This window comes from Rahnella sp. 1L-D-7-B-C2, from assembly GCF_057290995.1.
In genome coordinates this window covers 39,106-64,780 of the sequence record NZ_JBXAVQ010000017.1, presented here as the reverse complement: position 1 = coordinate 64,780, position 25,675 = coordinate 39,106, and the positions used below count along the sequence as shown (strand labels likewise).

Sequence of the window (25,675 nt, the reverse complement as noted above, 5' to 3'; positions counted from 1 at the left end):
ACGACGGGGGCGATTAGCTCAGTTGGTAGAGCATCTCCTTTACACGGAGGGGGTCGGCGGTTCGAACCCGTCATCGCCCACCACTCTTAGAGTGGACGCGTTGTGATAGTAAGCAGGAATGAGAAATGGGCGATTAGCTCAGTTGGTAGAGCATCTCCTTTACACGGAGGGGGTCGGCGGTTCGAACCCGTCATCGCCCACCATTTCTCAGCAGTTTCTGACTTACGTTGTGGAGTACCCAGAAGTGGGCGATTAGCTCAGTTGGTAGAGCATCTCCTTTACACGGAGGGGGTCGGCGGTTCGAACCCGTCATCGCCCACCACTTCTGCGGGCCGTTAGCTCAGTTGGTAGAGCAGTTGACTTTTAATCAATTGGTCGCTGGTTCGAATCCAGCACGGCCCACCAATTCAGAGAAAAGCGCCTTTTGGCGCTTTTTTCGTATGTGAAATTCGGAATCACCCCGTGATGGAGGCCGAATCAATCCAGCACGGCCCACCACTCTTTATTGATAAAGAAGAGAGAAAAGCGCCTTTTGGCGCTTTTTTCGTATGTGAAATCCGGAATCACCCCGTGATGGAGGCGAACCCGCTGCTGGTGCTAATATCTCCTCCTTCCTACTTCAGGGTAAACATCGGCACCACTTTATTGTGCAGCGCCGGATTATCGCTTTCGTCTTTCAGATTCACGCCGGACAGCTGCCGGTGGAAAGATTGTTCCAGCAACCAGGCGAGCTTAAACGCGGCCTGCGGGTAATCCAGGCCTTCCGGTCGCACGTTCGAAATACAATTGCGCTCCGACTCCAGCCTTTTGGTATGCGGCCCCCAGGTCATGTAGATGCCTAAACTGTCGGGTGAGGACAATCCCGGACGTTCGCCGATCAAAATCGCCACTGCCTTTGCTTTCATCAGCTGCGCAATATCATCCCCCAGCGCCACGCGGGACTGATGCGCCAGAACCACCGGCCCTAACGTCAGCTCCAGCGCCGTCAAATACGGCAGCAGCGCTTTAATCAGCGGCACGGCCTGACGATGAACGGCTTTGGAAGATAATCCGTCAGCAACGACCAGCACGATATCCGACGGCTTCAGCGCGAAGCTTTGTAGCGACTCACGGCTTTCTTCGGAAAGTTTGCGCCCCAGATCCGGACGGCACAGATAAGTTGCCCTGTCCGGCGCAGCACTGGCGACGGTCAGCGTTTCCAACCCCATCTGATGAAGTTCGGTTTCCAGCGCATCACTGTCGAAAGGCTGATGCACGGCGTCACGCGCCTGCGCATGGGCTAATCCGAAACGCAGCAGTTCATCCGTCGGCAGACTAGAGCCGGTTCGCCCCAGCGCAATGCGTGCCGCGGTAAACTGCCGCAGCGTTTCCCACGGATTGTTATGGACCAGCGGCGACAGCCCTTTGTCTTTATCGGTCACAGACTTTCCTCAGCTTAATTGCGGCAACTGGCGCAGTAACGGATGCGACGCGCGGGTATCCTGCAATGCACCCTGCGGATCAATAATTTTCATTTTCTCCAGCCAGACGGCAAATTCCGGCGCGTGTTTAAGCCCCAGCAGCTCGCGGATATATAACGCGTCGTGGAACGACGTACTCTGATAGTTCAGCATGATGTCATCCGCGCCCGGCACGCCAATCAGGAACGTCAGCCCGGCGGTGCCCAGCAGCGTCAGCAATGTGTCCATATCGTCCTGATCGGCTTCGGCATGGTTGGTGTAACACACATCGCAGCCCAGCGGCACGCCCAGCAGTTTCCCGCAGAAATGGTCCTCCAACCCGGCGCGGATGATTTGCTTGCCGTCATAGAGATATTCCGGCCCGATAAAGCCAACTACCGTATTGATCAGCAGCGGCGAGAATCGTCGGGCGATGGCATAAGCGCGCGCTTCACAGGTTTGCTGATCGACATCGAAATGCGCATTGGCAGACAAACAGCTCCCCTGCCCGGTTTCGAAATACATCACGTTATCGCCAAGCGTCCCGCGTTTCAGGCTCAGCGCCGCCTGTTGCGCCTCCTCCAGCAGCGCCAGATTGATGCCAAACCCGCTGTTGGCGGCCTCCGTTCCTGCGATCGACTGAAACACCAGATCGACCGGCGCGCCGCGTTCCACCAGTTTGATGGTATTGGTGACGTGAGTCAGCACGCAGGACTGCGTGGGGATTTCAAAGCGCGTGATGATGTCATCGAGCATGTAGTTGAGATTTTCCAGCAGCGGCAGGCTGTCGCTGGCCGGATTGATGCCGATAACCGCGTCGCCTGAACCGTACAGCAAGCCGTCGAGCATACTGGCGGCGATGCCCTGCAAGTTGTCCGTCGGATGATTCGGTTGCAGGCGCACGCTCATGTGCCCCGGCAGGCCGATGGTGTTACGAAATTGAGTGATCACCCGGCATTTTTTAGCGACCAGAATCAGATCCTGATTGCGCATCAGCTTGCTGACTGCCGCCGCCATTTCCGGTGTAATTCCCCACGCGACCGCCGCCAGTACCGCGCTGTCCGTTTTTTCGCTCAGCAGCCAGTCACGAAAATCCCCCACGGTGAGATGTGAAATCGCGGCAAATGCCGCGACGTCGTGGGTATCGATAATCAGCCGCGTGACTTCATCATCTTCATACGGCACCAGCAGCTGTTGCAGGAAGGTTTTCAGCGGGACGTCGGCCAGCGCCATTTTTGCCGCCATCCGCTCTTCCGCGCTGGTCGCCGCCACTTCAGCAAGATAATCCCCCGACCTCGCGGGGGATGCTTTTGCCATCAGCTCACGTAAATCCTTAAACCGGTAGCTGCGATGGCTCAATGTGGTTTGAAACATAACGCTCCTTAGCGAACCGGGTTATTTGCCAATTTTGGCCGATGCCGGTCGCAGTCCACGTAACTGCGGGTCTTCCGCTGCATCGGTACGCGCCTGATGTGTCAGCAGGAACCAGGCGTAGGCCAGCAGCATCATGGCGGCAAAGATCAAAAACAGCAGTGTGTTGTAATAGATCATAGCCCCCAGGCACACCACCGCCAGCACCAGAGCCAGCGCCGGTGCAAAAGGATAGAGTGGCGCACGGAATGGCCGGATCAGATTCGGCTCGCTGCGGCGCAGTTTGAACAACGCCGCCATCGAAATGATGTACATCACAATCGCACCAAACACCGACATGGTCACGATATTCGCGGTCAGCGGCTGTCCGCCGATCACGATCAGTGAATCCGAGAAAATCGCCGCAATGCCTACCAGGCCACCGGCGATAATACCCAGATGCGGAGTCTGGAAACGTGCATTCACCGTAGCCAACCGTTTGGGCAGATACCCTGCTCGCGCCAGCGCAAATATCTGACGGGAATAGCCCATGATGATGCCGTGGAAAGACGCAATCAGTCCGAACAGCCCCAGCCAGACCAGCATATGCAGCCAGCCGCTGTTGCTGCCGACAATCAGTTTCATCGCCTGAGGTAACGGATCGTTGATATTCGACAATTTGGTCCAGTCGCCCACACCGCCGGCAAATAACATCACGCCCAGCGCCAGCACGGTGAGCGTCAGGATCCCGCCGATAAAGGCTTTCGGAATGGTACGCTGCGGATCTTTGGCTTCTTCAGCGGCCATTGATGCGCCTTCAATGGCCAGGAAAAACCAGATGGCAAAAGGGATCGCCGCAAAGATGCCGGAGAACGCCGCCGGGCTGAACGTATCGCTGCCGGCCCAGCCTCCGTGCATGAAGTTTGACATCTGGAAGCCCGGTGCAACCACGCCCATAAATACCAGCAGTTCAAAAATCGCCAGCAACGTCACCAGCAGTTCAAATGTCGCGGCAATGCTGACGCCGAGAATATTCAGTACCATGAAAACAATGTACGCGCCGACTGCCACCCATTTCGGTTCGATGGAAGGAAACTGCACGTTGAGATAAGCACCTATAGCCATCGCAATCGCCGGTGGCGCAAAAACAAATTCCACCAGCGTGGCGAATCCCGCGACGAATCCCCCCGTCGGCCCGAAGGCGCGATAGGCGTAGGCAAATGGCCCGCCCGCATGAGGAATTGAGGTGGTGAGTTCGGTAAAGCTGAAAATAAAGGCGCAATACATGGCGGCAATCACCAGTGCGGTGATAAGAAAGCCCAGCGTACCGGCCTGCGCCCAGCCGTAGCTCCAGCCAAAATACTCGCCGGAGATGACCAGCCCGACGGCGATGCCCCAGAGTTTAAAACTGCCCAGCGTCCGCTTTAATACGGGAGTGACTTTCGTGGTTTGCATGTGTGATCCCCTGCCCGGTGATAACTCAATTTTTGTTGGAAAAGAGACTGCCGCAGCTCTGCCCTATTTTTCTGCGGTATGACCCATCCTGCAAAGGCTGTACCACTTAACCAATCCAGCAAATATGCGGCCTGACACCTTTCAGCCGGGTGGTTTGCTTCATTTTGGCGCGTCCGGGTTGCAGCAAAATCCGAAACGGTGCGTTGACGCGCTGTCATCAAGTTTGGCTACAATGAGATCCCATTCCTGTGGAGAACCGTGCGTGAAAGAGATGGAGCAGCAAATTATCACCTGGCTCAGCGACGAACCGATGCATCTGCGGGCGCTGAATGAAGTGCAAAAACTGGGGCTGAACGATGCGTGGCTGGCGGCGGGTTTTGTACGCAATCTGGTGTGGGACCGGCTGCATGGCTATCCGCACACCACACCACTCAACGATATCGACGTGGTGTATTTCAATCCGGCTGAGTGTTCCGTGGCGACAGATGAGCGGTTAGAGCAGCGTTTGCGTGCAGCCGCGCCTGAACTGCCGTGGTCAGTGAAGAATCAGGCTCGAATGCATGAACGTCACGGCCATGCGCCTTACACTTGCAGCGCGCAGGCCATCAGTTACTGGGTAGAAGTGGAAACCGCCATTGGCGCGCGAATGAATGCTGAGGGACAGATCGAACTGAACGCCCCGCTCGGGCTGGAGAATCTGTTCCACTTAACTATCACGCCAAATCCGCGCCACGCGATCCCGGCAGTATTTGCTGAACGCGTGAGCAATAAAGGCTGGCTGAAGCTGTGGCCAAGGCTTGAAGTACAAGAAATGCGTTAACACTGTAAGGAATATGCAAAAACAATAAAGCCGGGCCAATCGCCGCCGATAACGCTTAAGCACCCTTACGTGCAAAATTTATTCACACTAAGCGAGGCTATTATGAGCACTATCAGTGCCACCGGCAGTGCAGTGAGTTCGTCTTCAAGCAGTGATGCGGGCAGCAGCAGTCAGATTGCACAGTTGACTAAACAGATCCAGAAACTGACCGAACAGGTCAAGAATCTGAGCAATTCAGGCGGCGACTCTGAAGACGTGAAACAGCAGCAGGAACTGTTGCAGCAGCAAATCGAAATGCTGCAACAACAGATCGCACAAATCCAGCAGCAGCAGGCGGAGAAAGCGCTGGAGCAGCAGCAAAAAGCTGAAGCAGCCACTGACATTAAAAAAGAGGAAGGCGTGAATAAGCCGACCGATACCAATGCGATTGATATTTACGTTTAACCGACTTTCAGCCTGAAACAGCCGGCATGGTGTCAGGGTTTGAACACGCCCTGCTGGCTGCGTTTTTCACTCAGTATTAACGCCTGATCTTTCACCACCTGCCAGATGGCCTGCGCGGCGGGCGACAGCGAACGGTTTTTGCGCTTTGCCAGCATCAGCACGCGGTTGATTTCCGGCTCCAGGGGCCTGATCGCCAGCCTGCTGCCCTGCGGAACGGGCAGCGCCAGCGCCGGAAATACGCTGATGCCGATCCCGGCTTCCACCATCGGAAACAGCGTGGCGGTATGCCCGATTTCCTGGGCGATTTCCGCCTTCACGCCCTGCGATTTCAGCGCGCTATCAATCAGTATGCGGCTACCCGAGGCATAATCCTGTAACACCAGTTTGCAGCCGTTTAGAGCCTGCCATTTCACAGATGTCTGACGGGCGAACGGATGATCTTCCCGGCACATCAGCAGAAAAGGTTCATGCAACACCGGCTCGCAGTCGAGATCGGTATTTTCACCGGGATCGATCACAATACCGAAATCCACTTCGGCATTCCGCACGCTGTTCAGTACCAGCTGTTGCGCCTGATCGCGCAGTAAAATACGGATCTCGGGGTAAAGCTGTTCACCGCTGGCGATGCATTGCGGCATCAGTTGGGCAGAAATGGTCTGACTGGACGCAATTCGCACGCGGCCATTGTGCTGCGTACCGAAACTGCGGGTATCGAGCAGCATGGCGTGCAATTCATCCAGCAGCGGTTCTACACGATTTGCCAGACGACGGCCAGCATCGGTCAGTGCCACTTCGCGCGTGGTGCGATCGAGCAGCCGCACACCCATCTCCACTTCCAGCTCTTTCATGCTGTGGCTGACCGCCGACTGACTCAGGCCGATAGCCTCGCCCGCGCGACTGAAGCTGCCGTGGCGTGAAACGGCGACAAATACGCGAAGCTGTCTGAGGGAGTAATTCATGAATTTTCCGCATCAATGGATTAAATAAATCAATTTTTTAATTGTATCGCAGTCGCTCAGAATAGCGCTCACGATATGATTACAAATCTGAGATATGCTCATGCGCTTCTTACCCGATCGCTTTACCCTTACGCTGATTGCCACCGTGCTGCTGGCGACATTTTTCCCGGCCAGCGGCATGTTCGTTGCGTTCTTCAATAATCTGACCATCTTCGCCATCGGCCTGCTGTTTTTTATGCACGGCGCCAAGCTTTCCCGTGAGGCGATTTTTCAGGGCAGCAATAACTGGCGGCTGCATCTGTGGGTGATGTTCAGCACCTTCATTTTGTTCCCGGTGCTCGGGCTGCTGTTTCAGTGGTGGCATCCGGTGGACGTCAGCCCGCAGATTTACAGCGGTTTCGTCTATCTGTGTATTCTGCCTGCGACCGTACAATCGGCAATCGCCTTCACCTCACTGGCGGGCGGAAACGTCGCCGCGGCGGTCTGCAGTGCCTCGGCCTCGAGCCTGTTGGGAATTTTTGTGTCACCGCTTCTGGTCAGCCTGCTGATGCACGTCCAGGGTACAACCGGTAACGGTTTGGAGCAGGTCGGGCACATCGTCCTGCAGCTGCTGGTACCGTTTATTGCCGGGCATCTTCTGCGACCGCTGATTGGCGGGTTTGTAGAACGTCACCGCAAAATGATCGGCAAAACCGACCAGACATCAATTTTGCTGGTGGTGTATTCGGCATTCAGCGAAGCCGTCACGCAGGGGATCTGGCATCAGGTGGGCATCGGATCGTTGCTGTTTATCGTGGTGGTCAGCCTGGTTCTGCTGGCGCTGATTCTGGTTATCAATACTTACATGGCGCGCTGGATGGGATTCAGTAAACCGGATGAAATCACCATTGTGTTCTGCGGCTCGAAGAAAAGTCTGGCGAACGGTATTCCGATGGCCAATATTCTATTCCCGGTCAGCGCGATTGGCATGATGGTGCTGCCGCTGATGATCTTCCATCAGGTTCAGCTGATGACCTGTGCGGTGCTGGCGAAAAGGTATCAGAAGAAACAGCAGGAAATGGCGCTGGAAAAAGTGCCGGTGACAGACTTGTAGAAACAGAAAAGGCGCTGATATCAGCGCCTTTCTTCATTTTGAGGGCTGACGTTAATCGTCAGTACCACCTAAACCTGGCCCGTTGCGACGCAGCGGATTAATCAGGCTTTGCAGCCCTTCGCTTTTGATGGTCAACGTCAGCTGCATCAGCTCACCGAGTTTGCCCTGCGGAAATTCATCCTTACGGGCGAACCACAGCAAATACTCTTCCGGCAGGTCAATCAGCACCCGCCCGGCATATTTGCCAAACGGCATCACCATGTTGGCGATTTGGATAAGATCTTCTTTTTCCATCGCTTATTCACCCAGCAGGCGGATCATCTCCGCTTCGTCGATAACGGCAATTCCCAGCTCCTGCGCTTTCGCCAGTTTGGATCCGGCCGCTTCTCCGGCGATCACCAGATCGGTTTTTTTCGATACGCTGCCGGAGACTTTCGCTCCCAGCGCCGTCAGGCGGTCTTTGGCCTCATCGCGCGAGAGGACAGACAGAGAACCGGTCAGCACCACAGTTTTACCGGAGAACGGGCTGTCGATTTCCTCAGGTACAATCACTTGCACTTCGGGCCAGTGAATGTTGATTTCCGGACTGAGAAGCTCGTCGATCACCTGCTGGTTATGCTCTTCCGACAGGAAATTCACCACGTGCTTCGCCACCACGTCACCGACATCCGGCACGGTTTTAAGAGAATCAATATCCGCCGCTTTCAGCGCCTCTACAGAACCGTAATGCGCCGCCAGATTGGCCGCCGTCGCTTCACCCACTTCGCGAATACCGAGCGCATACAGGAAACGCGCGAGCGTGGTTTCTTTGGCTTTTTCCAGCGCATTCACGACGTTCTGTGCGGATTTCGGCCCCATGCGATCCAGACCGGTGAGTTTGCCGGCCGTCAGGCGGAACAGATCCGCCGGATTCTTGACGTACTCTTTTTCCACCAGCTGATCGATAATTTTATCGCCCATGCCGTCAACATCCAGTGCGCGGCGGGAAACAAAATGCTTTAACGCTTCTTTGCGTTGCGCACCGCAGATCAGACCGCCGGTACAGCGGGCCACCGCTTCGCCTTCCACACGTTCGACGTCGGAATTACATACCGGACAATGTGTCGGAAACACGACTTCACGGGCATTTTCCGGGCGTTCGTCCATTACCACCCCGACGACCTGCGGGATCACGTCACCAGCACGGCGGACAATCACCGTGTCACCAATGCGCAAACCGAGGCGTTCGATTTCATCCGCGTTGTGCAGGGTTGCATTGCTGACCATTACACCGGCGACCAGCACCGGTTCCAGACGCGCCACTGGCGTAATCGCACCAGTACGGCCAACCTGAAACTCGACGTCTTTTACCAGCGTGATTTGTTCCTGCGCCGGGAATTTAAACGCCGTCGCCCAGCGCGGCGCTCGCGCCACGAAGCCCAGCGTTTCCTGAATATCGAGCGAGTCAATTTTCACCACCACGCCGTCGATATCGAAACCGAGCGTCGGACGGTCAGCTTCCACCTGACGGTAAAATTCGAGCACGTCTTCGCTGCCGGTGCAGACCCGTACACGATCGCTGACCGGTAATCCCCAGGCTTTCAGCTGTTGCAGGCGTTCATAGTGGCTGCGGGGTAATTCACCGCCGTCCAGCACGCCGATGCCGTAGCAGAAGAAGGTCAGCGGACGTTTGGCGGTAATGCGCGGATCGAGCTGGCGCAGTGATCCGGCGGCGGCATTTCGTGGATTAGCAAATACTTTGCCCCCGGTACGGCGCGCTTCTTCGTTCATCGCTTCAAAACCCGGCTGCGGCATAAACACTTCACCACGCACTTCAAGCCTGGCCGGAATATTGTCACCCTGCAAACGCAGCGGGATGGCGCGGATGGTGCGCACGTTGGCAGTAATGTTCTCGCCGGTCGTGCCGTCACCGCGTGTCGCGGCCTGTACCAGTTCACCGTTTTCGTACAGCAGGCTGACGGCTAAACCATCGAGCTTCAGCTCACAGCAAAACCTCAGCGGCTCAGCGGTTTTTAGCCGATCCTGAACGCGCTTGTAAAATGCCAGATAGCTGTCTTCATCAAACACGTTGTCCAGCGACAACATTGGCACCTGATGTTTCACCTGGCCGAATTCAGACAGCGGTGCAGCCCCTACGCGCTGCGTCGGTGAATCGGCAGTAACCAGTTCAGGATGCGCCGTTTCCAGCTCACGCAGCTCACGCATCAGACGATCGTATTCGGCATCAGGCACTTGCGGTGCATCCAGAACGTGGTACTGATATTCGTGATGGCGCAACTGAGTGCGTAAATGATTGATTTGTTCTTCGATAGTGGCCATGACTCACCGTGGAGATAAAAAACCCCCGCAAGCGGGGGTCTTGAAAAGGGGGATGTCACAACTGCCTGAGTCAGGCAGTTGCCTCGAGGACCTCACGGATCCGCGCTTTATAGGTTTCGAGCTTCTGCGGCGTAATCATACGACGCTCATCGTCGAGCACCATCGCACCGACATCGTCTGCAATACGTTGTGCAGACTGCAAGAGCAGTTTGAAGTTCTGATGCGCATCGCCGTAGCAAGGCACCATCATGAACAACGTAATCCCAGGCGTCGAGAAGTCGGACATATTGTCAGGATCGAAAGAACCCGGTTTGACCATATTTGCCAGACTAAACAGCACAGGGCCACTGCCTGCAGGGCTGACATGACGATGGAAAATATTCATGGCACCGAACTGGAAGCCGGACTGAAGCACGCTGTTAAGCAACACTTCACCGCCAATCGCACCCCCCTGATGCGCTGCAACATGCAGCACCAGAACCGTCTCTTTCAGTTTGGCTTTTTCTGCCGGCGCTTCTGGCTCAGCAGGGGCAAACGGTGAGGGTTGAGGCTCTGCTTTTGCCGCAGGTGCTGCGTCCGCATGAATTTCCTGCGGAGGAACCGGAGCCTGCGCTCTCTGTGGCGCTGAAGGGGCGAAATCAACCGCAGGTTCACGGCGGGATCCGGTTTCAGGTTCAGCAGCAGAATACCCGCTTAACAACGGATCCTCTTGCACGGCATGATGTTGAGGCTGAGCAGGCTGCTGCACACGTGCAACAGGCGCTGGCTGCGCAGGGGGTGCCTGCGGCTGACGTGGCGGTGCAGACTGTTCTGGTTCATCGTACTGACCAAAAGTCGGCTCGTCCTGAGAATGAGCAGGACGCACGCGCACCTCTCCCACTCCATCGACAAAATCGTCAGACGGAGACGGGTCCCGTTCTTTTTTCATACGTTTAGCTGGACGATCGCGAAACAGCGAAGAGCGTTCTTTACGGCTGGTCCACAAACCGTGCAATAACAACGCTATTATGGCGATCGCGCCAACAACGATTAATATCAGACGCAAATCCTGCATCATTGCTATCTCTGTTGTTCTAATTCATTGCCACCACGGCAAACATATACATGTTTAACTCTATTTGCCCACGTAGATAAGTGCAAGTCTGGACACTACTTTCTGGTAATAAACATCATAGTTGCACCTTTTTTTGCTGCTTTTTCAGCCAATACGCGGCTAGCCAGTAGAAAATCATACCGATATGATAGTCCATGTCATTCAACTCAGAGAGAAAATTTCTTTTATGACTTCATCGCAAAACGCCGCAACCCATAACGGCGTGCATTATTTCAAACAGGGCTGGACGCTCATTTCCTTATCCGGAATACGACGTTTTGTGATTTTACCCCTCGCGGTCAACATCATTCTGATGGGCGGTGCCTTTTGGTGGTTGTTCACAAAGCTTGGGGAATGGATCCCGGCGATGATGAGCCGCGTGCCCGGCTGGCTAAGCTGGCTGGATTATCTGATCTGGCCGGTTGCGGTAATTTCTGTGGTACTGGTATTTAGCTATTTCTTCAGCACGATTGCCAACCTGATCGCCGCCCCGTTCAGCGGCTTGCTCTCAGAACAGCTCGAAGCGCGGCTGACCGGAAAAGCACCGCCGGATACCGGCATCTGGGACATCATGAAAGACCTGCCGCGCATCATGAAACGCGAATGGCAAAAGCTGGCGTATTACATTCCGCGCGCGCTGGTGCTGTTTGCGTTGTACTTCATTCCGGTGATAGGGCAAACCGCCGCGCCGGTGCTGTGGTTCCTGTTCAGCGCCTGGATGGTCGTTATCCAATACTGCGACTATCCTTTTGATAATCATAAAGTGAGTTTTGCCGACATGCGCCGGTCGCTCGGCAAAAACCGCATCGATAACATGCAGTTCGGCGCGCTGGTCAGCCTGTTTACGATGATACCGGTATTGAATCTGGTGATCCTGCCAGTGGCGGTGTGTGGCGCAACGGCGATGTGGTGCGACCGCTACCGTTCGGTGTACGTCAGAAATAATCTGGACATCAACCCGACACGGGGATAAGCGCCGCAGGCAGTTGTTTTTATTGCTTTTTATCGCCACAGCCGCGTTATGCGGCTGTTGGCTTAGCTTGACTTTTGCTTCTCAAACTTATTTCTTAATAACCTATCGATATACCAAATACCAAAAGCTTACTTCACTGGAAAAGCCGTTCGCGTATGCTTTTCTGATTCCCACTAATTTCATAGTGTTGAAAGCTTCACACCGTGGATATTTCATACAGTTAAAGGACGGGTTATGAGCAAGATCTATGAAGACAATTCATTAACAATCGGCCATACGCCACTGGTTCGCCTGAACCGCATTGGTAATGGTCGGATCCTGGCTAAGGTCGAGTCGCGTAACCCGAGCTTCAGCGTGAAGTGCCGTATCGGTGCCAACATGATTTGGGACGCCGAAAAACGCGGCATCCTGACCAAAGATATCGAACTGGTGGAACCGACCAGCGGCAACACTGGCATCGCACTGGCGTACGTCGCGGCCGCGCGCGGTTACAAGCTGACGCTGACCATGCCGGAAACCATGAGCGTTGAACGTCGTAAACTGCTCAAAGCGCTTGGCGCCAATCTGGTACTGACCGAAGGCGCGAAAGGCATGAAAGGCGCGATTGCTAAAGCTGAAGAAATTCAGGCCAGCGATCCGCAGCGTTATTTAATTCTTCAGCAGTTCAGCAATCCGGCGAACCCGGCTATCCACGAACAAACTACCGGTCCTGAAATCTGGGAAGATACCGACGGCGACGTGGACGTGCTGATCGCAGGCGTTGGCACCGGCGGTACCATCACCGGCACGGGCCGTTATCTGAAAAGCAAAAAAAGCAGCGTGACGCTGGTAGCCGTTGAGCCTACGGACTCCCCTGTTATCACCCAGACGCTGAACGGCGAAGAAGTGAAACCGAGCCCGCATAAAATTCAGGGCATCGGTGCCGGCTTTATTCCGGGTAATCTTGATTTAGACCTGCTGGACCGTGTGACGTTGATCACAAATGACGAATCCATTCAAATGGCACGCCGTCTGATGGAAGAAGAAGGGATTCTGGCCGGGATTTCTTCCGGTGCAGCAGTAGCCGCTGCGGTTAAATTGTCCGAAGAAGCGGACTTTGCTGATAAAACCATCGTCGTGATTTTACCGTCCTCTGGTGAACGCTATCTGAGTACCGCATTGTTTGCTGATTTATTCACTGAAAAAGAATTGCAACAATAATGCTACATCGCTAAAAACGCTCAAAAAAGCACCTTAACGGGTGCTTTTTTGTGGGCTACGTCAAACTTTACACCACTCTGTCATTGATTTTACCCGCCAGTTTTAGTATTTAACCGGACAATTATTTCGGTGCGCGAAATTAATCACTTCCATCCTGCCTCCCGCTGAATCGATTTACCGATTTGTTACATGAGGGAAAAAGACGGCATAATGGGGTGATAACAGGAAAGCCTAGATCTAGGGCAAAGAGTTTTGTCGCAGAGTGCGGTATTTTCTCTTTTCTGTTGCATCAGAACCAGCCCCTGAACCATAGTCAGGCGCGAATCTCTCAGGCCAAAGTGAAGCTAATACGCTAAACTTTAGCTCCACAACATTACTTTAATAAGTTGGGGAAACAACAATGTTCCAGCAAGAAGTTACTATCACTGCACCAAATGGTCTGCACACTCGCCCTGCAGCACAATTCGTGAAAGAAGCGAAAGGTTTCACTTCTGACATTACCGTGACTTCTAACGGTAAAAGCGCCAGTGCTAAAAGTCTGTTCAAACTGCAAACTTTGGGCCTGACCCAAGGTACCGTTGTGACCCTCTCAGCTGAAGGTGAAGACGAGCAGAAAGCCGTTGAACACTTGGTAAAACTGATGGCAGAGCTCGAGTAACAACAAGCCGCTCTTATATCGTTTAAACCAGTCAAGAGAAAGGTAGGGTTATGATTTCAGGCATTTTAGTATCTCCCGGTATCGCTTTCGGCAAAGCACTTCTGTTGAAAGAAGATGAAATTGTCATCAACCGGAAAAAAATCTCTCCTGATCACGTTGATCAGGAAGTTGAACGTTTCCTCACTGGCCGTGCGAAAGCGTCCGCCCAGTTGGAAGTGATCAAGACCAAAGCCGGTGAGACCTTCGGTGAAGAGAAAGAAGCCATCTTCGAAGGCCACATCATGTTGTTGGAAGACGAAGAACTTGAGCAGGAAATCATAGCCCTCATCAAAGACGAGCATGCCTCTGCTGACGCAGCTGCTTTCTCTGTCATTGAAGGCCAGGCGAAAGCCCTGGAAGAGCTTGATGATGAGTACCTGAAAGAACGTGCGGCTGACGTGCGTGATATCGGTAAGCGTCTTCTGCGCAACATTCTGGACATGGCGATTGTCGATCTGAGCTCCATCCAGGACGAAGTCATTCTGGTTGCGACAGATCTGACACCTTCAGAAACAGCACAGCTGAACCTGAACAAGGTACTCGGCTTCATTACTGATTTGGGTGGCCGTACTTCTCACACCTCAATCATGGCCCGCTCACTGGAACTGCCTGCTATCGTGGGTACCAGCGACGTGACCAAACAAGTCAAAAATGATGACTATCTGATCCTCGACGCCGTAAACAATAAAATCTACGTCAACCCGACGGCCGATATTATTGACGAGCTGAAAGCGGTTCAGAACCAGTACATCTCTGAAAAAGACGAACTGACTAAACTGAAAGACTTGCCGGCCATTACACTGGACGGTCATCAGGTTGAAGTCTGTGCCAACATCGGTACCGTGCGTGATGTCGCCGGTGCAGAGCGCAACGGCGCTGAAGGTGTCGGCCTGTATCGTACTGAATTCCTGTTCATGGATCGTGACAGCCTGCCTACCGAAGAAGAGCAATTCCAGGCCTATAAAGCCGTTGCTGAAGCGATGGGTTCACAAGCTGTTATCGTGCGTACCATGGACATCGGCGGTGATAAAGACCTGCCGTACATGAATCTGCCAAAAGAAGAAAACCCGTTCCTGGGCTGGCGTGCAATCCGTATCTGTCTGGACCGTAAAGAAATTCTTCACGACCAGCTGAAAGGGATCCTGCGTGCTTCTGCTTTCGGTAAACTGCGCATCATGTTCCCGATGATCATTTCTGTAGAAGAAGTGCGTGAACTGAAAGCAGAACTCGAGATGCTGAAAGTTCAGCTGCGCGAGAAAGGCCAGGCATTCGATGAAACTATCGAAGTTGGCGTGATGGTTGAAACACCGGCGGCTGCCGTGATTGCTCACCATCTGGCAAAAGAAGTCGATTTCTTCAGTATTGGTACAAACGATCTTACCCAGTATACTTTGGCTGTGGATCGCGGTAACGAGCTGATCTCTCATCTTTACAACCCAATGTCTCCGTCTGTGCTTGGTTTAATCAAGCAAGTTATTGACGCATCTCATGCTGCCGGTAAATGGACAGGGATGTGCGGCGAGCTAGCCGGTGACGAACGTGCTACACTTCTTCTATTGGGCATGGGATTAGACGAGTTCAGCATGAGTGCTATCTCAATTCCACGCATCAAGAAAATTATTCGCAATACAAACTTCGAAGATGTGAAAGCGCTTGCAGATGAGGCTCTGGCTCAACCTACGGCGCAAGAGTTGATGAACCTGGTTAACAAGTTCATTGAAGAAAAAACACTCTGCTAATTGCGCGATGCTGTAAAGCTGCCCAAATTAATGCTTAGGAGAAGATCATGGGTTTGTTCGATAAACTGAAATCATTGGTTTCTGATGATAAAAAAGACGTTGGCACTATTGAAATCGTAGCGCCAATCTCTGGTGAAATTGTCAACATTGAAGATGTGCCAGACGTTGTTTTCGCTGAGAAAATCGTCGGCGACGGTATTGCAATCAAGCCAACTGGCAACAAAATGGTTGCTCCGGTTGACGGCACTATCGGTAAAATCTTTGAAACTAACCATGCTTTCTCAATCGAATCCGACAGTGGCATCGAACTGTTTGTTCACTTCGGTATCGATACGGTGGAACTGAAAGGCGAAGGCTTCAAACGCATCGCTGAAGAAGGCCAACGTGTGAAGAAAGGTGATTTGATTATCGAGTTTGATCTGGCTCTGCTGGAAGAGAAAGCGAAGTCTACCCTGACTCCGGTTGTCATCTCTAACATGGACGAGATCAAAGAGCTGATTAAACTGACTGGTAGCGTGACTGTGGGCGAAACCCCAATCATCCGCATCAAGAAGTAAATCGCTCAGCGATAAAGAAAAACGGCGCTAAGGCGCCGTTTTTTATTGCCCAAAATATCTCTCCCCCAAAATAATTCGAACATCAGGAAGGTGTCAAACGCATCTGCAGCGTGAATTATGACGGGAGATCAGATTTTCCAGTGCGGAACCTGGAGACTAATCACCAGGCCGTGCGGCTGTGCATTTCGGGCATCGACTTTGCCTTCGTGCGCCACCATCACTTTACGGGTGATTGCCAGCCCCAGCCCGTAACCTTTGCCTGACAACGGCGACTTCACGCGAACGAACGGGTCAAAGATGCTCGAGAGCTTGTCTTCTTCCACACCCGGCCCCTGATCGGCTACTTCAATCTGCAAAAAGTCTTCAAGATGGGCCAGCGAAACGGTAATCGTCTGGCCGCGCGCTGAGAAACGCAACGCGTTGCGTACCACATTATCAACTGCACGACGCATCAACTCCGCGTTCCCTTTCACAGTGTAATCCGCGTCATCCGGTGTTTCAGGGTGCATAGCAATTTCCACACCCGGTAACTGCGCTTCATAACGTGCATCATTGACCACCGCTTCGACCAGCCCGAACAGATCGAAATATTCTTCGTCAGGAATTTCGCTGCTTTCTGTTCGCGAAAGCGCAAGGAGTTCACCGATCATCTTATCCAGGCGCCCTGCTTCATGCTCTATGCGGCTCAGAGACGTTTCCACGTTCGACGGATTCTGCCGCGCCAGACCAATCGCCAGCTGCAATCGGGCCAGCGGCGAACGCAACTCATGCGACACATCGTGCAGCAGTTCTTCGCGCGCTTTCACCAGCACCTGTAAACGTTCCGCCATAGAATCGAAATCACGCGCCACTTCAGAAAGCTCGTCATGACGTTTCCCCATACTGGAGAACAGCCGCACAGACAAGTCACCCTGCGCCACGCGTCCAAACGCTTTACGCATTTGCAGCATCGGCCGTGTCAGGTTCCACGCCAGCACGGCGCTGAACAGCAATCCGCCCAGCCCGCCGAGCCACAACAGCGGCGGCGGCATGTTCAGCAGATCTCTGTGACGTTTTGGCCGGTACTCATGCATCAGCCCCTGCACGTCGTAACGCAGGCGATAGCCTTGTCCGTCCGGTCCCTGAACAAATTCGACGACTTCATGGGGAATTTTGCCCGGTTCCAGATCCTGGACGCCACTCCCCTTAGCGGGCAGCAGTGAAGGGGTGACCGAGAAGAGTTTGCGATCGCTTTCCGGCCAGTTGGCCATCATGTCATTGAGCGCGGGCATTCCACCGGTGTGCAGCATCGAGACGGCCGAGTTGATTTGCAACTTAACAAAACGCCGTGCGATACCACTTTCCGGCGGTTCATGCGGATTATAGAAGGCGAATACCACCCAAAGACCCTGGGTGATGGCAACGAAAGTAAACCAAAATCCTAAGAGGATTTTCCAGAACAACCTTCCGCGCATACGTTTATCGGATCCGGTAACCAATACTGCGCACCGTCTCAATAGTCAGAATATCACCACCGTCCAGTGACCCCAGTTTTTGACGAATATTACTGATATGCACGTCAATGCTGCGGTCGTATGCTTCACGCGGACGCCCCAGACCTTTTTCGGACAATTCATCTTTGGACACAACACGCTCCGGGGAACGTAACAGCAGCTCAAGCAAGTTGAATTCGGAAGCGGTCAGATCAAAAGGCACACCGCGCCATTCGCTGCTGCGGGTGGCAGGATTGAGCGTCAGATCTCCGTAGTTGACCGATGAGGAATCTGAGTGTGATTCCTGCTGTTCTTCTACCCGGCGCAGCACGGCACGCAGACGGGCGACCAGCTCCCGTGGATAGCACGGCTTCGGCATGTAGTCATCCGCGCCCATTTCCAGACCAATAACGCGATCGATGTTGTCGCCTTTGGCGGTCAACATGATGATCGGCAGACGGCTGTTTTTACGCACCTGACGCAGTACATCAATACCGCTCATGTCCGGCAACATAATGTCGAGGATCATCGCGGTATACTCGCCAGACATGGCCCCCTCCACCCCGGCCTTCCCGGTCAGCACCAGAGAAGCGTCAAAGCCTTCGGCAATAAGGTATTCGCTGAGCATGGTGCCTAATTCGAGATCGTCATCGACTAACAAAATTTTCATTATTTTTCCGCCTGGCTAAAATTCTGGTCATTTTTACCACTAAGCCTGCATTGCGCAGCCGCTTTTACTCTAATTTTACATTCTACAGATGAATATAGGATCAGAGATCAAAAACGCCAGTCGATAGATAGCGATCGCCGCGATCGCAAATAATGGCCACGACCACGCTACCAGGGTGGTTTTTTGCCACACGTAGTGCCCCCGCCACGGCACCGCCGGAGCTGACGCCACAGAAAATACCTTCATCACGCGCCAGTGCGCGCATGGTATCTTCGGCCTCAGTTTGGCCCATGTCCATAACTTCATCGACCAGTTCAGGTTTGAAAATGCCCGGCAGATATTCCTTCGGCCAGCGGCGAATACCCGGAATACTGCTTCCCTCGGAAGGTTGCAGGCCGACAATCGTGACACCCGCACTTTGGGTGCGCAAATAACGGCTGACGCCGGTAATGGTACCGGTGGTGCCCATGCTGGAAACGAAATGCGTTACGCGCCCGTGAGTTTGCTGCCAGATTTCCGGCCCGGTGGTGGTGAAATGAGCCAAGGGATTGTCCGGGTTGTTGAACTGATCCAGCACTTTGCCCTGCCCCTGCTTTTCCATGTCCAGCGCCAGATCCCGTGCGCCTTCCATCCCCTGCGCCCGGCTCACCAACAGCAACTCTGCGCCGTAAGCCCGCATTGAAGCCTGACGTTCGAGGCTCATGTTTTCAGGCATCAGCAATTTCAGCTTGTAGCCCTTCAGCGCGGCAATCATGGCCAGTGCAATTCCCGTGTTTCCGCTGGTGGCTTCAATCAGCGTATCGCCGGGGCGAATTTCTCCGCGCTTTTCCGCCTGCTCGATCATGAACAGTGCCGCACGATCTTTTACCGATCCGGCCGGGTTATTGCCTTCCAGCTTGACCCAAATCTCGCTGTCCAGACCTTTGGTCAGGCGCTGTAATCTCACCAGAGGGGTGTTACCGATAAATTTTTCGAGCGTACTCACGGGGCTGGCCTTATATCAAAAAGAACTATTGACTGAGAAAAAACGCATAAACAGATATCAGACGAGAAAAAGGGCGGCCCGATGACCGCCCTGTAAACGTGCTGATTAAAAAATATCAGGCACTCTTCGCTAACGCAACGGGTTGCAGTTGTTGATCACCGGCATACAGGCGTCCATTAAGGCCCCCGACGTAGAATCGATCGCCGCGCTGCGGCACGTTGACGCCATAGGTTTGCGTAAGCACAACGGAAAGTGGTTCGTCATGCCAGCCTTCGGCCTGCACGATAAGCTGCCAGAAATGTCCGCGTGGGCTGACTTCCAGTACTTTCACCGGCAGCGGGCAGCGGGCATTACTTTGCGCTGTGATTTCCATCTCCCACGGGCGCAGGAACAGATCAACCGGCCCCTGATGCAGCGGCGGGTTTTCCAGCGGCCAGTGGTGCGCACCGACGTACAGCTGCGAGCCGCGGATGTCACCGCTGATTTTATTCACTTCGCCCATAAACTCGAGTACGAAACGGGTTGCCGGTTCGCGCCAGATTTCTTCCGGAGCCCCGACCTGTTCAATATTGCCCTGGCTCATCACCACCACGCGGTCGGCAACTTCCATCGCTTCTTCCTGATCGTGCGTCACGAACACGCTGGTAAATTTCAGTTCTTCATGTAACTGACGCAGCCAGCGGCGCAGCTCTTTACGCACCTGCGCATCCAGCGCACCAAAAGGCTCATCGAGCAGCAGGATTTGCGGTTCCACGGCCAGCGCACGCGCCAGTGCGACACGCTGTTTCTGGCCGCCGGAAAGCTGGGCAGGATAACGGTTGGCCAGATGCGCCAGTTGAACCATCTCCAGCAATTTAGTGACTTTTTTCTTGATCTCTTCAGCGTTCGGACGCTCGCGACGCGGCAGCACGGTCAGACCAAAAGCGATGTTGTCGAACACCGTCATATGGCGGAACAGTGCGTAATGCTGAAACACAAAACCGACCTGGCGGTCGCGGGCATGAAGACGCGTAACGTCTTTGCCGTGGAAGCTCAGATGGCCAGCACTCTGATTTTCCAGTCCGGCGATAATGCGCAGCAACGTGGTTTTCCCTGAGCCCGAGGGCCCGAGCAGCGCAACCATTTCTCCGGAAGCAATATCGAGCGAGATATCATTAAGCACTTTCGTGCGACCAAAATATTTGTTGATACCGTTAATTTCAATGCTCATGACTTTCCTCCCGCTCAAGACGGTCGTTGTGGCGCTTCAGACGCCATTGCAGGCCGCTTTTCAGAAACAGTGTAACGATGGCCATCAGGGTCAGCAGCGCTGCGGCAGTAAACGCGCCTGCGGTGTTGTAGTCCTGATGCAGTAATTCAACCTGTAATGGCAGCGTATAGGTTTCGCCGCGAATCGATCCGGACACCACCGAGACAGCGCCGAATTCCCCGATAGCGCGAGCGTTGGTCAGCACTACGCCATACAACAGTGCCCAGCGGATATTCGGTAATGTCACGCGGCGGAACATCTGCCAGCCGGAAGCACCGAGTAATACTGCGGCCTCATCTTCGTGGCTGCCCTGGCTGAGCATGACCGGCACCAGCTCACGGATTACAAACGGGCAGGTGACAAATACCGTGACCATCACCATGCCTGGCCACGAAAACATAAACTGAATATTGTGCGCGTCCAGCCAGCCGCCCAGCGGACCGTTGGTGCCGTAGAACAACAGATACAGTAAACCGGCGACCACCGGCGAGACCGCAAACGGAATGTCGATCAGCGTCAGCAACAGCTGGCGGCCGGGGAAGTTAAAGCGCGCCACCAGCCAGGCCAGTAGCGTGCCGAAAATCAGATTGACCGGCACGGTGATAAGCGCCATCAGCACGGTCAGCCAGATGGAGTGCAACATGTCGGAATCCGACAGGTTCTTCCACACAGCGGCAATACCGTCGGAAAACGCCAGCACAAAAATGCTGATCATTGGGATCACTAACAACAGGATACAAATCAGCACACCAGTGCCAATCAGCGCCCATTTCACCCAGTCGATACGCTGGCGGGATGCGCCCGCAAAAGCCGGAACATCAGACATTATTGGCCTCCCAGACGACGGCCGTAGCGGCTTTGTAATGTATTAATGGCGAACAGCAGAATCAGTGAAGCCGCGAGAATGACCGAGGCAATGGCGCTGGCCGCCGGATAATCAAATTCCTGCAAGCGGATAAAAATCATCAGCGACGTTACTTCAGTTTTCCATGCAATATTGCCGGCGATGAAAATCACTGCGCCGAATTCCCCAAGGCTGCGGGTAAACGACAACGCCGTACCCGCCATCAGCGAAGGCATCACTTCCGGCAACACCACGCGACGAAAACTCTGCCAGCGCGATGCGCCCAGTGTTTCGGCCGCTTCTTCATATTCAGGGCCTAACTCTTCCAGCACCGGCTGAACGGTACGCACCACAAACGGGATGCTGGTAAATGCCATCGCCACCGCGATACCAAGCCAGGTATAAGAAACTTTAATATCAAAATGCGCCAGCCACTGGCCGTAAAAACCGGTAGTAGAGAACAACCCCGCCAGCGTCAGTCCCGCTACCGCAGTCGGTAACGCAAACGGCAAATCCATCAGGCCATCGATCAGGCTTTTACCCGGAAACTCATAACGTGTGAGGATCCACGCCATCAGCATGCCAAACACGCAGTTGAACAGGCTGGCCACGCCCGCCGCCAGCAGCGTCACTTTGTATGCGGCGACAACCTGACCGTTAGTTATCACATCCCAATATTGCGACAGCGTCATTTGTGACAGCTGCATCACCAGCGCGCTCAGCGGTAAGAGCAGCACCAGACACACGAACAGCAGGCTGCTGCCGAGGCTCAGGGTGAATCCGGGTAATACGCGTTTGCTCGACAACAACATTACTTGTGACCTTGCTCTAACAGTTTATCCAGCTCACCGCCGGTACTAAAATGGGTGTCCATGACCTGTTTCCAGCTGCCAAACTGGTCTTCTACTTTGAAGAGTTGGGTGTCCGGAAACTGCCCTTTCGCCGCGGCCATCGCCGTTTTGTCATACACGCGGTAGTTAAAGCTGGTGATAATTTTCTGCGCCTGCGGACTCCACAGGTAATTCAGGTAATCTTTAGCCGCTTTCCCAGTGCCATTTTTCTCGACGTTTTTATCGACCCACGCCACCGGGAACTCAGCAAGAATGTCCACCGGCGGAACAATAACTTCGTATTTATCGTCGCCGTACTGTTTGCGAATGTTGTTCACTTCGGATTCGAAGCTTATCAGCACATCACCCAGACCGCGTTCCACAAACGTCGTGGTCGCGCCACGACCACCGGTATCAAAGACCTGCACGTTTTTCAGGAAGCTCGCCATTTTGGCGCGGGTTTTTGCGGTGTCTTTTTTATCTTCAATATTAAAAGCACCCCAGGCGGCCAGATAGGTATAACGGCCATTGCCGGAGGTTTTTGGATTCGGAAACACCAGTTTCACATCGGCACGGGTTAAATCATCCCAGCTGTGAATATTCTTCGGGTTGTCCTTACGCACCAGAAACGCCATGGTGGAATAGAACGGCGAGCTGTTGTTCGGGAGACGTGTTTGCCAGTCGGCGGGGATTAAATCACCACGATCGTGGAGGATCTGCACGTCCGTCACCTGATTGTAAGTGACCACATCGGCCTTCAGGCCCTGCAAAATCGCCAGTGCCTGTTTGGATGAACCGGCGTGAGATTGTTTAATCTCGAGTTTGTCGCCATTATTTTGCTCAGCCCACTGTTTCTGAAACGGAGGATTCAGCGCAGCAAACAGCTCGCGGGAGACATCATAAGAGCTGTTCAGCAATTCGGTGGCGGATGCCGCGCCGCTGGCCAGCAACATCGCCATCACGGAACCTTTCAGCACGTTGCCTCTAAACCACGCTTTACCCAACCCCGTTTCTGCAAACCCGATAGTTTTCATGCTTAGCCTTAGGTGAGTGAACCGATATGCGACGCTGATAAATGCCGCTCAATATCACACAGTGTATTTATAACTGAGGGTCAGGCTGTAACGGTTTTATATACCATTTAGTGATTTTCAAGCATGAAAAGCTATAAGGCATTAACAATCGAGGGGACAAACATGGCGGGCAATAAGGATGAAAGGAATACAGCGCGCCCGGAACGGACGCGCGGGGAGAATTTACAGCGCCAGCAAACGCGTCAGGGAAGGTGCGAAATAATAGCTGCCGGTCACCGGTCGGGTGAAGCGCAACATGGCGTCGCGTTTACCGTCCAGGTCGCCAAACATGCTCAGCAATTGTTTCTCAATGTTCCACAACCGCGCGCAATAACTGATGAAGTACAAACCATGCTCGCCGCTGACGGTGCCGTACGGCAGGCTCTGGCGCAGGATCTTCAGGCCTTTGCCCTCTTCTTTCAGATCAACGCGGCTGACGTGAGAGGTGTCCGGACGCGTTTCTGAATCCAGCTCTTCGTCGGTCAGCTTGGTACGGCCAATCACCTCTTCCTGCTGTTGCACGGAGAAGCGCTCCCACTGCACCAGATTGTGTTTCCAGCGCTGGACCATCACGTAGCTGCCACCGGCATCAACGCTGCCTTCAGGAATGATCGCCACCTGCGCACGGGCATCGGCTTTCGGATTTTCAGTCCCATCGACAAAACCGCTGAGATCGCGCTCTTCGATTCCGCGAAAACCGTGGGTTTCCTCTTCTACCACAATAGATGTCCCGAAGGCTTTCAGCGCTGCCTGCGCCAGCGCAAAGTTCACGTCATGGCGGAGAGACTGAATGTGCAACAACATATCGCGCTGCGTGGCCGGTGCCAGCCCTTTACCGAGCGGCACGAAAGATTTCAGTTCGTCCGCGCCCTGATTACCGGAAAGATCGCGCCAGACGTCGTGACCAAATGCCACCACAGCGCCGAGATGTTGATCAGGAAACTTTTGCTGCAACTCTTCGAGCGCAGCAACAAATGTCCGGCAGCCCTGCCGGAGCGCATCCAGGTCGCCCTGAGCTTTCGCTTCTATGTAAATGGCGAAACGGCAATGTTCGGGCAAAATGCCGCTCTGAACCTGAGTCATGTTTTCATCCTCGTTAATTTGACCGGCGATATCATACCGGATGTCAATAAAAATGCCTTGCGCGAAGGCAAGGCATTGAGGATTTAGTGAGGCAAAAATTCAGGCTTTACTGCGCAGTTGCCGCCGCAGGATCCGCGCGCCAGATAATTTTGCTGACCTTCCAGTCTTTGAGTGAATCATCCGCAGGCATCAGAGAATCCGGGCCGTGCCAGATGCCGCTGAACACGTAGCTGACGTGCGTGCTTTGTGGCGCTTTACACTCAATGTTTTGAGCATCATCGCCCTCACCTTTCACGCACACATCGAACGCCTTGGTGTAAAGATCGCTAAACGGCGTACCGATTTTGACACCCCATTCGCTTTCCACTTTAGGATCCACCACGTCAACACGCTGCACGGAACCCTTCGGCTCGCCGCTGATTGACATTTTCACGTCTTTATCATTCATCGCCTGAAAGAAGCTCAGCATTTTACCGTTGCTCATCGACATGCCGCTGCGCAGGGTGTAATCACCATCGAGCGCGTCTTTAATGGCCTCTTCTGTCAGCGGCGTGCTGGCGGTTATCTCGCCGACACCTTTGTCGGACACGGTCAGGCTGCTGCCGAACCAGTTAAGCGGATTGAAAGATGACCAGGACACGCTCGGCATCGACATATGTGACATTGACGAACAGCCGGTGAGGATCAGAGGCAGCGCCAGCAACATCGGGCGAACCTGTAGGCGAACAGTCATTCAGTACACTCCTTGACGGCCCGTTCCCGTTGGCCGGTGCGGCCTGACGGATAAACCGGCAGCATAAAAATGGGATATTTTTCAGTTATCAGCTTTTCAACATCAGCGCCAGTTCGAGTGCTTTCTTTATGTAAAAGTTCAAAAGCTTCACACCAGCCGTCGCGCGGCATCAAAACAGGCGCGCAGACGGCGGCTCAGCAGCCAGTACGCCAGCGCGGCGGCATCGAGCAGTGCCAGCACGATATCGACACCCGAAATCATATCAGTACTTTGCCACAGCCCGAGCGCCTGCAACGCGAACGTCACGAACATACCTGCCAGCAATAACCAGTAACCGGCCTGCCAGATTCGCGGAAATAAATGACGACGGCCGCTCAGCAGAAAAATCATCGCGGGCGGCAGGCCGAGCAAAATGCCTGACCAGAAACTGCGGGTATCAGGATAGAAAAGCGCCAGCAAATCGCTGCCCTGCTGACGCGACGCGCCTGCCATCACAAACAGTAACCAGGTCCGCGCCTGTAAAATCAAAATCGTCCAGAACCACAGCGGCAATCGCAACATACCGTGGTCGTTATAATCATCCGGGTTCATAAAAGAG

Annotated in this window: 25 protein-coding genes and 4 tRNA genes; 12 read left to right on the top strand and 17 right to left on the bottom strand. The window is 53.8% G+C overall.

Annotation, left to right across the window (positions count from 1 at the left end):
* Positions 1-7 precede the first annotated feature (7 nt).
* The 4 genes from AC0Z7K_RS20270 (at position 8) to AC0Z7K_RS20255 (ending at position 405) form a co-directional block, all read left to right on the top strand.
* A tRNA-Val gene (locus AC0Z7K_RS20270) sits at positions 8-83 on the top strand.
* A 44-nt stretch (positions 84-127) separates the two neighbouring features.
* Positions 128-203: transfer RNA gene (locus tag AC0Z7K_RS20265), tRNA-Val, on the top strand.
* Positions 204-246: 43 nt separating this feature from the next.
* Positions 247-322, top strand: a tRNA-Val gene (locus AC0Z7K_RS20260).
* Between the two features lie 7 nt (positions 323-329).
* Positions 330-405 (top strand) — tRNA-Lys (locus tag AC0Z7K_RS20255).
* A gap of 209 nt (positions 406-614) precedes the next feature.
* On the opposite strand, the gene eutC is transcribed toward AC0Z7K_RS20255, so the two are convergent.
* Genes eutC through eat form a run of 3 tightly spaced genes read right to left on the bottom strand, consistent with a single transcriptional unit; the run spans position 615 to position 4,244 of the window.
* Positions 615-1,400 carry an ethanolamine ammonia-lyase subunit EutC gene (gene eutC / locus AC0Z7K_RS20250; RefSeq protein WP_413529524.1) on the bottom strand — a complete coding sequence of 262 codons (786 nt, stop codon included), beginning with the start codon at positions 1,398-1,400 and terminating at the stop codon, positions 615-617.
* A 30-nt stretch (positions 1,401-1,430) separates the two neighbouring features.
* Complete coding sequence (locus tag AC0Z7K_RS20245) at positions 1,431-2,813, bottom strand: ethanolamine ammonia-lyase subunit EutB (RefSeq protein WP_485615664.1); 1,383 nt, start codon at positions 2,811-2,813, stop codon at positions 1,431-1,433.
* A gap of 21 nt (positions 2,814-2,834) precedes the next feature.
* Complete coding sequence (eat, locus tag AC0Z7K_RS20240) at positions 2,835-4,244, bottom strand: ethanolamine permease (protein WP_485615663.1); 1,410 nt, start codon at positions 4,242-4,244, stop codon at positions 2,835-2,837.
* Between the two features lie 271 nt (positions 4,245-4,515).
* On the opposite strand from eat, the gene AC0Z7K_RS20235 reads away from it, so the two are divergent.
* Positions 4,516-5,064 (top strand): nucleotidyltransferase family protein, encoded by a 549-nt coding sequence (locus tag AC0Z7K_RS20235; protein WP_485615687.1) that lies wholly within the window; start codon positions 4,516-4,518, stop codon positions 5,062-5,064.
* A 102-nt stretch (positions 5,065-5,166) separates the two neighbouring features.
* Positions 5,167-5,508, top strand: a complete 342-nt coding sequence (locus AC0Z7K_RS20230) for a FlxA-like family protein (protein WP_413529181.1) — start codon at positions 5,167-5,169, stop codon at positions 5,506-5,508.
* Between the two features lie 32 nt (positions 5,509-5,540).
* On the opposite strand, the gene AC0Z7K_RS20225 is transcribed toward AC0Z7K_RS20230, so the two are convergent.
* Positions 5,541-6,467, bottom strand: coding sequence for a LysR family transcriptional regulator (locus tag AC0Z7K_RS20225; protein ID WP_413529180.1), 927 nt, complete (start codon positions 6,465-6,467; stop codon positions 5,541-5,543).
* A 100-nt stretch (positions 6,468-6,567) separates the two neighbouring features.
* Between AC0Z7K_RS20225 and AC0Z7K_RS20220 the strand changes: the two genes are divergently transcribed.
* Positions 6,568-7,560 carry a bile acid:sodium symporter family protein gene (locus AC0Z7K_RS20220; protein ID WP_485615661.1) on the top strand — a complete coding sequence of 331 codons (993 nt, stop codon included), beginning with the start codon at positions 6,568-6,570 and terminating at the stop codon, positions 7,558-7,560.
* 51 nt (positions 7,561-7,611) lie between these two features.
* On the opposite strand, the gene AC0Z7K_RS20215 is transcribed toward AC0Z7K_RS20220, so the two are convergent.
* The 3 genes from AC0Z7K_RS20215 to zipA form a co-directional block, all read right to left on the bottom strand.
* A complete protein-coding gene (locus AC0Z7K_RS20215; RefSeq protein ID WP_056774102.1) occupies positions 7,612-7,854 on the bottom strand; it encodes a DUF3820 family protein in 243 nt (80 codons plus the stop codon).
* Positions 7,855-7,857: 3 nt separating this feature from the next.
* Positions 7,858-9,879 (bottom strand): NAD-dependent DNA ligase LigA, encoded by a 2,022-nt coding sequence (gene ligA / locus AC0Z7K_RS20210; RefSeq protein ID WP_485615659.1) that lies wholly within the window; start codon positions 9,877-9,879, stop codon positions 7,858-7,860.
* 70 nt (positions 9,880-9,949) lie between these two features.
* Positions 9,950-10,936, bottom strand: coding sequence for a cell division protein ZipA (zipA, locus tag AC0Z7K_RS20205; RefSeq protein WP_485615657.1), 987 nt, complete (start codon positions 10,934-10,936; stop codon positions 9,950-9,952).
* 223 nt (positions 10,937-11,159) lie between these two features.
* Between zipA and cysZ the strand changes: the two genes are divergently transcribed.
* From cysZ to crr, 5 genes are all read left to right on the top strand, one after another.
* Complete coding sequence (gene cysZ, locus AC0Z7K_RS20200; RefSeq protein ID WP_485615656.1) at positions 11,160-11,945, top strand: sulfate transporter CysZ; 786 nt, start codon at positions 11,160-11,162, stop codon at positions 11,943-11,945.
* Positions 11,946-12,179: 234 nt separating this feature from the next.
* Positions 12,180-13,145 (top strand): cysteine synthase A, encoded by a 966-nt coding sequence (gene cysK / locus AC0Z7K_RS20195; protein WP_485615654.1) that lies wholly within the window; start codon positions 12,180-12,182, stop codon positions 13,143-13,145.
* Positions 13,146-13,545: 400 nt separating this feature from the next.
* Positions 13,546-13,803 carry a phosphocarrier protein Hpr gene (ptsH, locus tag AC0Z7K_RS20190; RefSeq protein ID WP_003038086.1) on the top strand — a complete coding sequence of 86 codons (258 nt, stop codon included), beginning with the start codon at positions 13,546-13,548 and terminating at the stop codon, positions 13,801-13,803.
* Positions 13,804-13,853: 50 nt separating this feature from the next.
* Positions 13,854-15,581, top strand: a complete 1,728-nt coding sequence (ptsI, locus tag AC0Z7K_RS20185) for a phosphoenolpyruvate-protein phosphotransferase PtsI (RefSeq protein ID WP_413529174.1) — start codon at positions 13,854-13,856, stop codon at positions 15,579-15,581.
* A 47-nt stretch (positions 15,582-15,628) separates the two neighbouring features.
* A complete protein-coding gene (gene crr, locus AC0Z7K_RS20180) occupies positions 15,629-16,138 on the top strand; it encodes a PTS glucose transporter subunit IIA (RefSeq protein WP_056774079.1) in 510 nt (169 codons plus the stop codon).
* A gap of 128 nt (positions 16,139-16,266) precedes the next feature.
* Here the strand turns inward: crr and AC0Z7K_RS20175 are convergent, their stop codons facing one another.
* The 10 genes from AC0Z7K_RS20175 to AC0Z7K_RS20130 form a co-directional block, all read right to left on the bottom strand.
* Positions 16,267-17,592 carry a HAMP domain-containing sensor histidine kinase gene (locus AC0Z7K_RS20175; protein WP_485615686.1) on the bottom strand — a complete coding sequence of 442 codons (1,326 nt, stop codon included), beginning with the start codon at positions 17,590-17,592 and terminating at the stop codon, positions 16,267-16,269.
* 4 nt (positions 17,593-17,596) lie between these two features.
* Positions 17,597-18,280 carry a response regulator transcription factor gene (locus AC0Z7K_RS20170; RefSeq protein ID WP_112164964.1) on the bottom strand — a complete coding sequence of 228 codons (684 nt, stop codon included), beginning with the start codon at positions 18,278-18,280 and terminating at the stop codon, positions 17,597-17,599.
* 100 nt (positions 18,281-18,380) lie between these two features.
* Positions 18,381-19,265, bottom strand: a complete 885-nt coding sequence (cysM, locus tag AC0Z7K_RS20165) for a cysteine synthase CysM (protein WP_485615653.1) — start codon at positions 19,263-19,265, stop codon at positions 18,381-18,383.
* 115 nt (positions 19,266-19,380) lie between these two features.
* Complete coding sequence (gene cysA / locus AC0Z7K_RS20160) at positions 19,381-20,475, bottom strand: sulfate/thiosulfate ABC transporter ATP-binding protein CysA (protein ID WP_413529172.1); 1,095 nt, start codon at positions 20,473-20,475, stop codon at positions 19,381-19,383.
* Positions 20,465-21,340, bottom strand: a complete 876-nt coding sequence (cysW, locus tag AC0Z7K_RS20155) for a sulfate/thiosulfate ABC transporter permease CysW (protein ID WP_413529171.1) — start codon at positions 21,338-21,340, stop codon at positions 20,465-20,467. The genes cysA and cysW overlap by 11 nt, the downstream gene beginning before the upstream one ends.
* Positions 21,340-22,170, bottom strand: coding sequence for a sulfate/thiosulfate ABC transporter permease CysT (gene cysT / locus AC0Z7K_RS20150; protein WP_112164931.1), 831 nt, complete (start codon positions 22,168-22,170; stop codon positions 21,340-21,342). Before cysT ends, cysW begins: the two co-directional genes overlap by 1 nt.
* Complete coding sequence (locus tag AC0Z7K_RS20145; RefSeq protein WP_413529521.1) at positions 22,170-23,147, bottom strand: sulfate ABC transporter substrate-binding protein; 978 nt, start codon at positions 23,145-23,147, stop codon at positions 22,170-22,172. Before AC0Z7K_RS20145 ends, cysT begins: the two co-directional genes overlap by 1 nt.
* A gap of 297 nt (positions 23,148-23,444) precedes the next feature.
* Positions 23,445-24,344, bottom strand: a complete 900-nt coding sequence (locus tag AC0Z7K_RS20140; RefSeq protein ID WP_485615652.1) for a Dyp-type peroxidase — start codon at positions 24,342-24,344, stop codon at positions 23,445-23,447.
* Positions 24,345-24,450: 106 nt separating this feature from the next.
* Entirely contained in the window at positions 24,451-25,077 is a 627-nt protein-coding gene (locus tag AC0Z7K_RS20135) for an RpoE-regulated lipoprotein (protein ID WP_485615650.1), read from the bottom strand.
* Between the two features lie 147 nt (positions 25,078-25,224).
* Positions 25,225-25,668, bottom strand: a complete 444-nt coding sequence (locus AC0Z7K_RS20130) for a DUF2919 domain-containing protein (protein ID WP_485615649.1) — start codon at positions 25,666-25,668, stop codon at positions 25,225-25,227.
* Between the last annotated feature and the right edge of the window lie 7 nt (positions 25,669-25,675).

Bases quoted from the DNA above. Each gene is read 5' to 3' on its own strand.
- AC0Z7K_RS20245 (WP_485615664.1), bottom strand. From the start codon at position 2,813: ATGTTTCAAACCACATTGAGCCATCGCAGCTACCGGTTTAAGGATTTA.
- eat (WP_485615663.1), bottom strand. From the start codon at position 4,244: ATGCAAACCACGAAAGTCACTCCCGTATTAAAGCGGACGCTGGGCAGT.
- AC0Z7K_RS20235 (WP_485615687.1), top strand. From the start codon at position 4,516: ATGGAGCAGCAAATTATCACCTGGCTCAGCGACGAACCGATGCATCTG.
- AC0Z7K_RS20230 (WP_413529181.1), top strand. From the start codon at position 5,167: ATGAGCACTATCAGTGCCACCGGCAGTGCAGTGAGTTCGTCTTCAAGC.
- AC0Z7K_RS20225 (WP_413529180.1), bottom strand. From the start codon at position 6,467: ATGAATTACTCCCTCAGACAGCTTCGCGTATTTGTCGCCGTTTCACGC.
- AC0Z7K_RS20220 (WP_485615661.1), top strand. From the start codon at position 6,568: ATGCGCTTCTTACCCGATCGCTTTACCCTTACGCTGATTGCCACCGTG.
- AC0Z7K_RS20215 (WP_056774102.1), bottom strand. From the start codon at position 7,854: ATGGAAAAAGAAGATCTTATCCAAATCGCCAACATGGTGATGCCGTTT.
- ligA (WP_485615659.1), bottom strand. From the start codon at position 9,879: ATGGCCACTATCGAAGAACAAATCAATCATTTACGCACTCAGTTGCGC.
- zipA (WP_485615657.1), bottom strand. From the start codon at position 10,936: ATGATGCAGGATTTGCGTCTGATATTAATCGTTGTTGGCGCGATCGCC.
- cysZ (WP_485615656.1), top strand. From the start codon at position 11,160: ATGACTTCATCGCAAAACGCCGCAACCCATAACGGCGTGCATTATTTC.
- cysK (WP_485615654.1), top strand. From the start codon at position 12,180: ATGAGCAAGATCTATGAAGACAATTCATTAACAATCGGCCATACGCCA.
- ptsH (WP_003038086.1), top strand. From the start codon at position 13,546: ATGTTCCAGCAAGAAGTTACTATCACTGCACCAAATGGTCTGCACACT.
- ptsI (WP_413529174.1), top strand. From the start codon at position 13,854: ATGATTTCAGGCATTTTAGTATCTCCCGGTATCGCTTTCGGCAAAGCA.
- crr (WP_056774079.1), top strand. From the start codon at position 15,629: ATGGGTTTGTTCGATAAACTGAAATCATTGGTTTCTGATGATAAAAAA.
- AC0Z7K_RS20175 (WP_485615686.1), bottom strand. From the start codon at position 17,592: ATGCGCGGAAGGTTGTTCTGGAAAATCCTCTTAGGATTTTGGTTTACT.
- AC0Z7K_RS20170 (WP_112164964.1), bottom strand. From the start codon at position 18,280: ATGAAAATTTTGTTAGTCGATGACGATCTCGAATTAGGCACCATGCTC.
- cysA (WP_413529172.1), bottom strand. From the start codon at position 20,475: ATGAGCATTGAAATTAACGGTATCAACAAATATTTTGGTCGCACGAAA.
- cysW (WP_413529171.1), bottom strand. From the start codon at position 21,340: ATGTCTGATGTTCCGGCTTTTGCGGGCGCATCCCGCCAGCGTATCGAC.
- cysT (WP_112164931.1), bottom strand. From the start codon at position 22,170: ATGTTGTTGTCGAGCAAACGCGTATTACCCGGATTCACCCTGAGCCTC.
- AC0Z7K_RS20145 (WP_413529521.1), bottom strand. From the start codon at position 23,147: ATGGCGATGTTGCTGGCCAGCGGCGCGGCATCCGCCACCGAATTGCTG.
- AC0Z7K_RS20140 (WP_485615652.1), bottom strand. From the start codon at position 24,344: ATGACTCAGGTTCAGAGCGGCATTTTGCCCGAACATTGCCGTTTCGCC.
- AC0Z7K_RS20135 (WP_485615650.1), bottom strand. From the start codon at position 25,077: ATGACTGTTCGCCTACAGGTTCGCCCGATGTTGCTGGCGCTGCCTCTG.
- AC0Z7K_RS20130 (WP_485615649.1), bottom strand. From the start codon at position 25,668: ATGAACCCGGATGATTATAACGACCACGGTATGTTGCGATTGCCGCTG.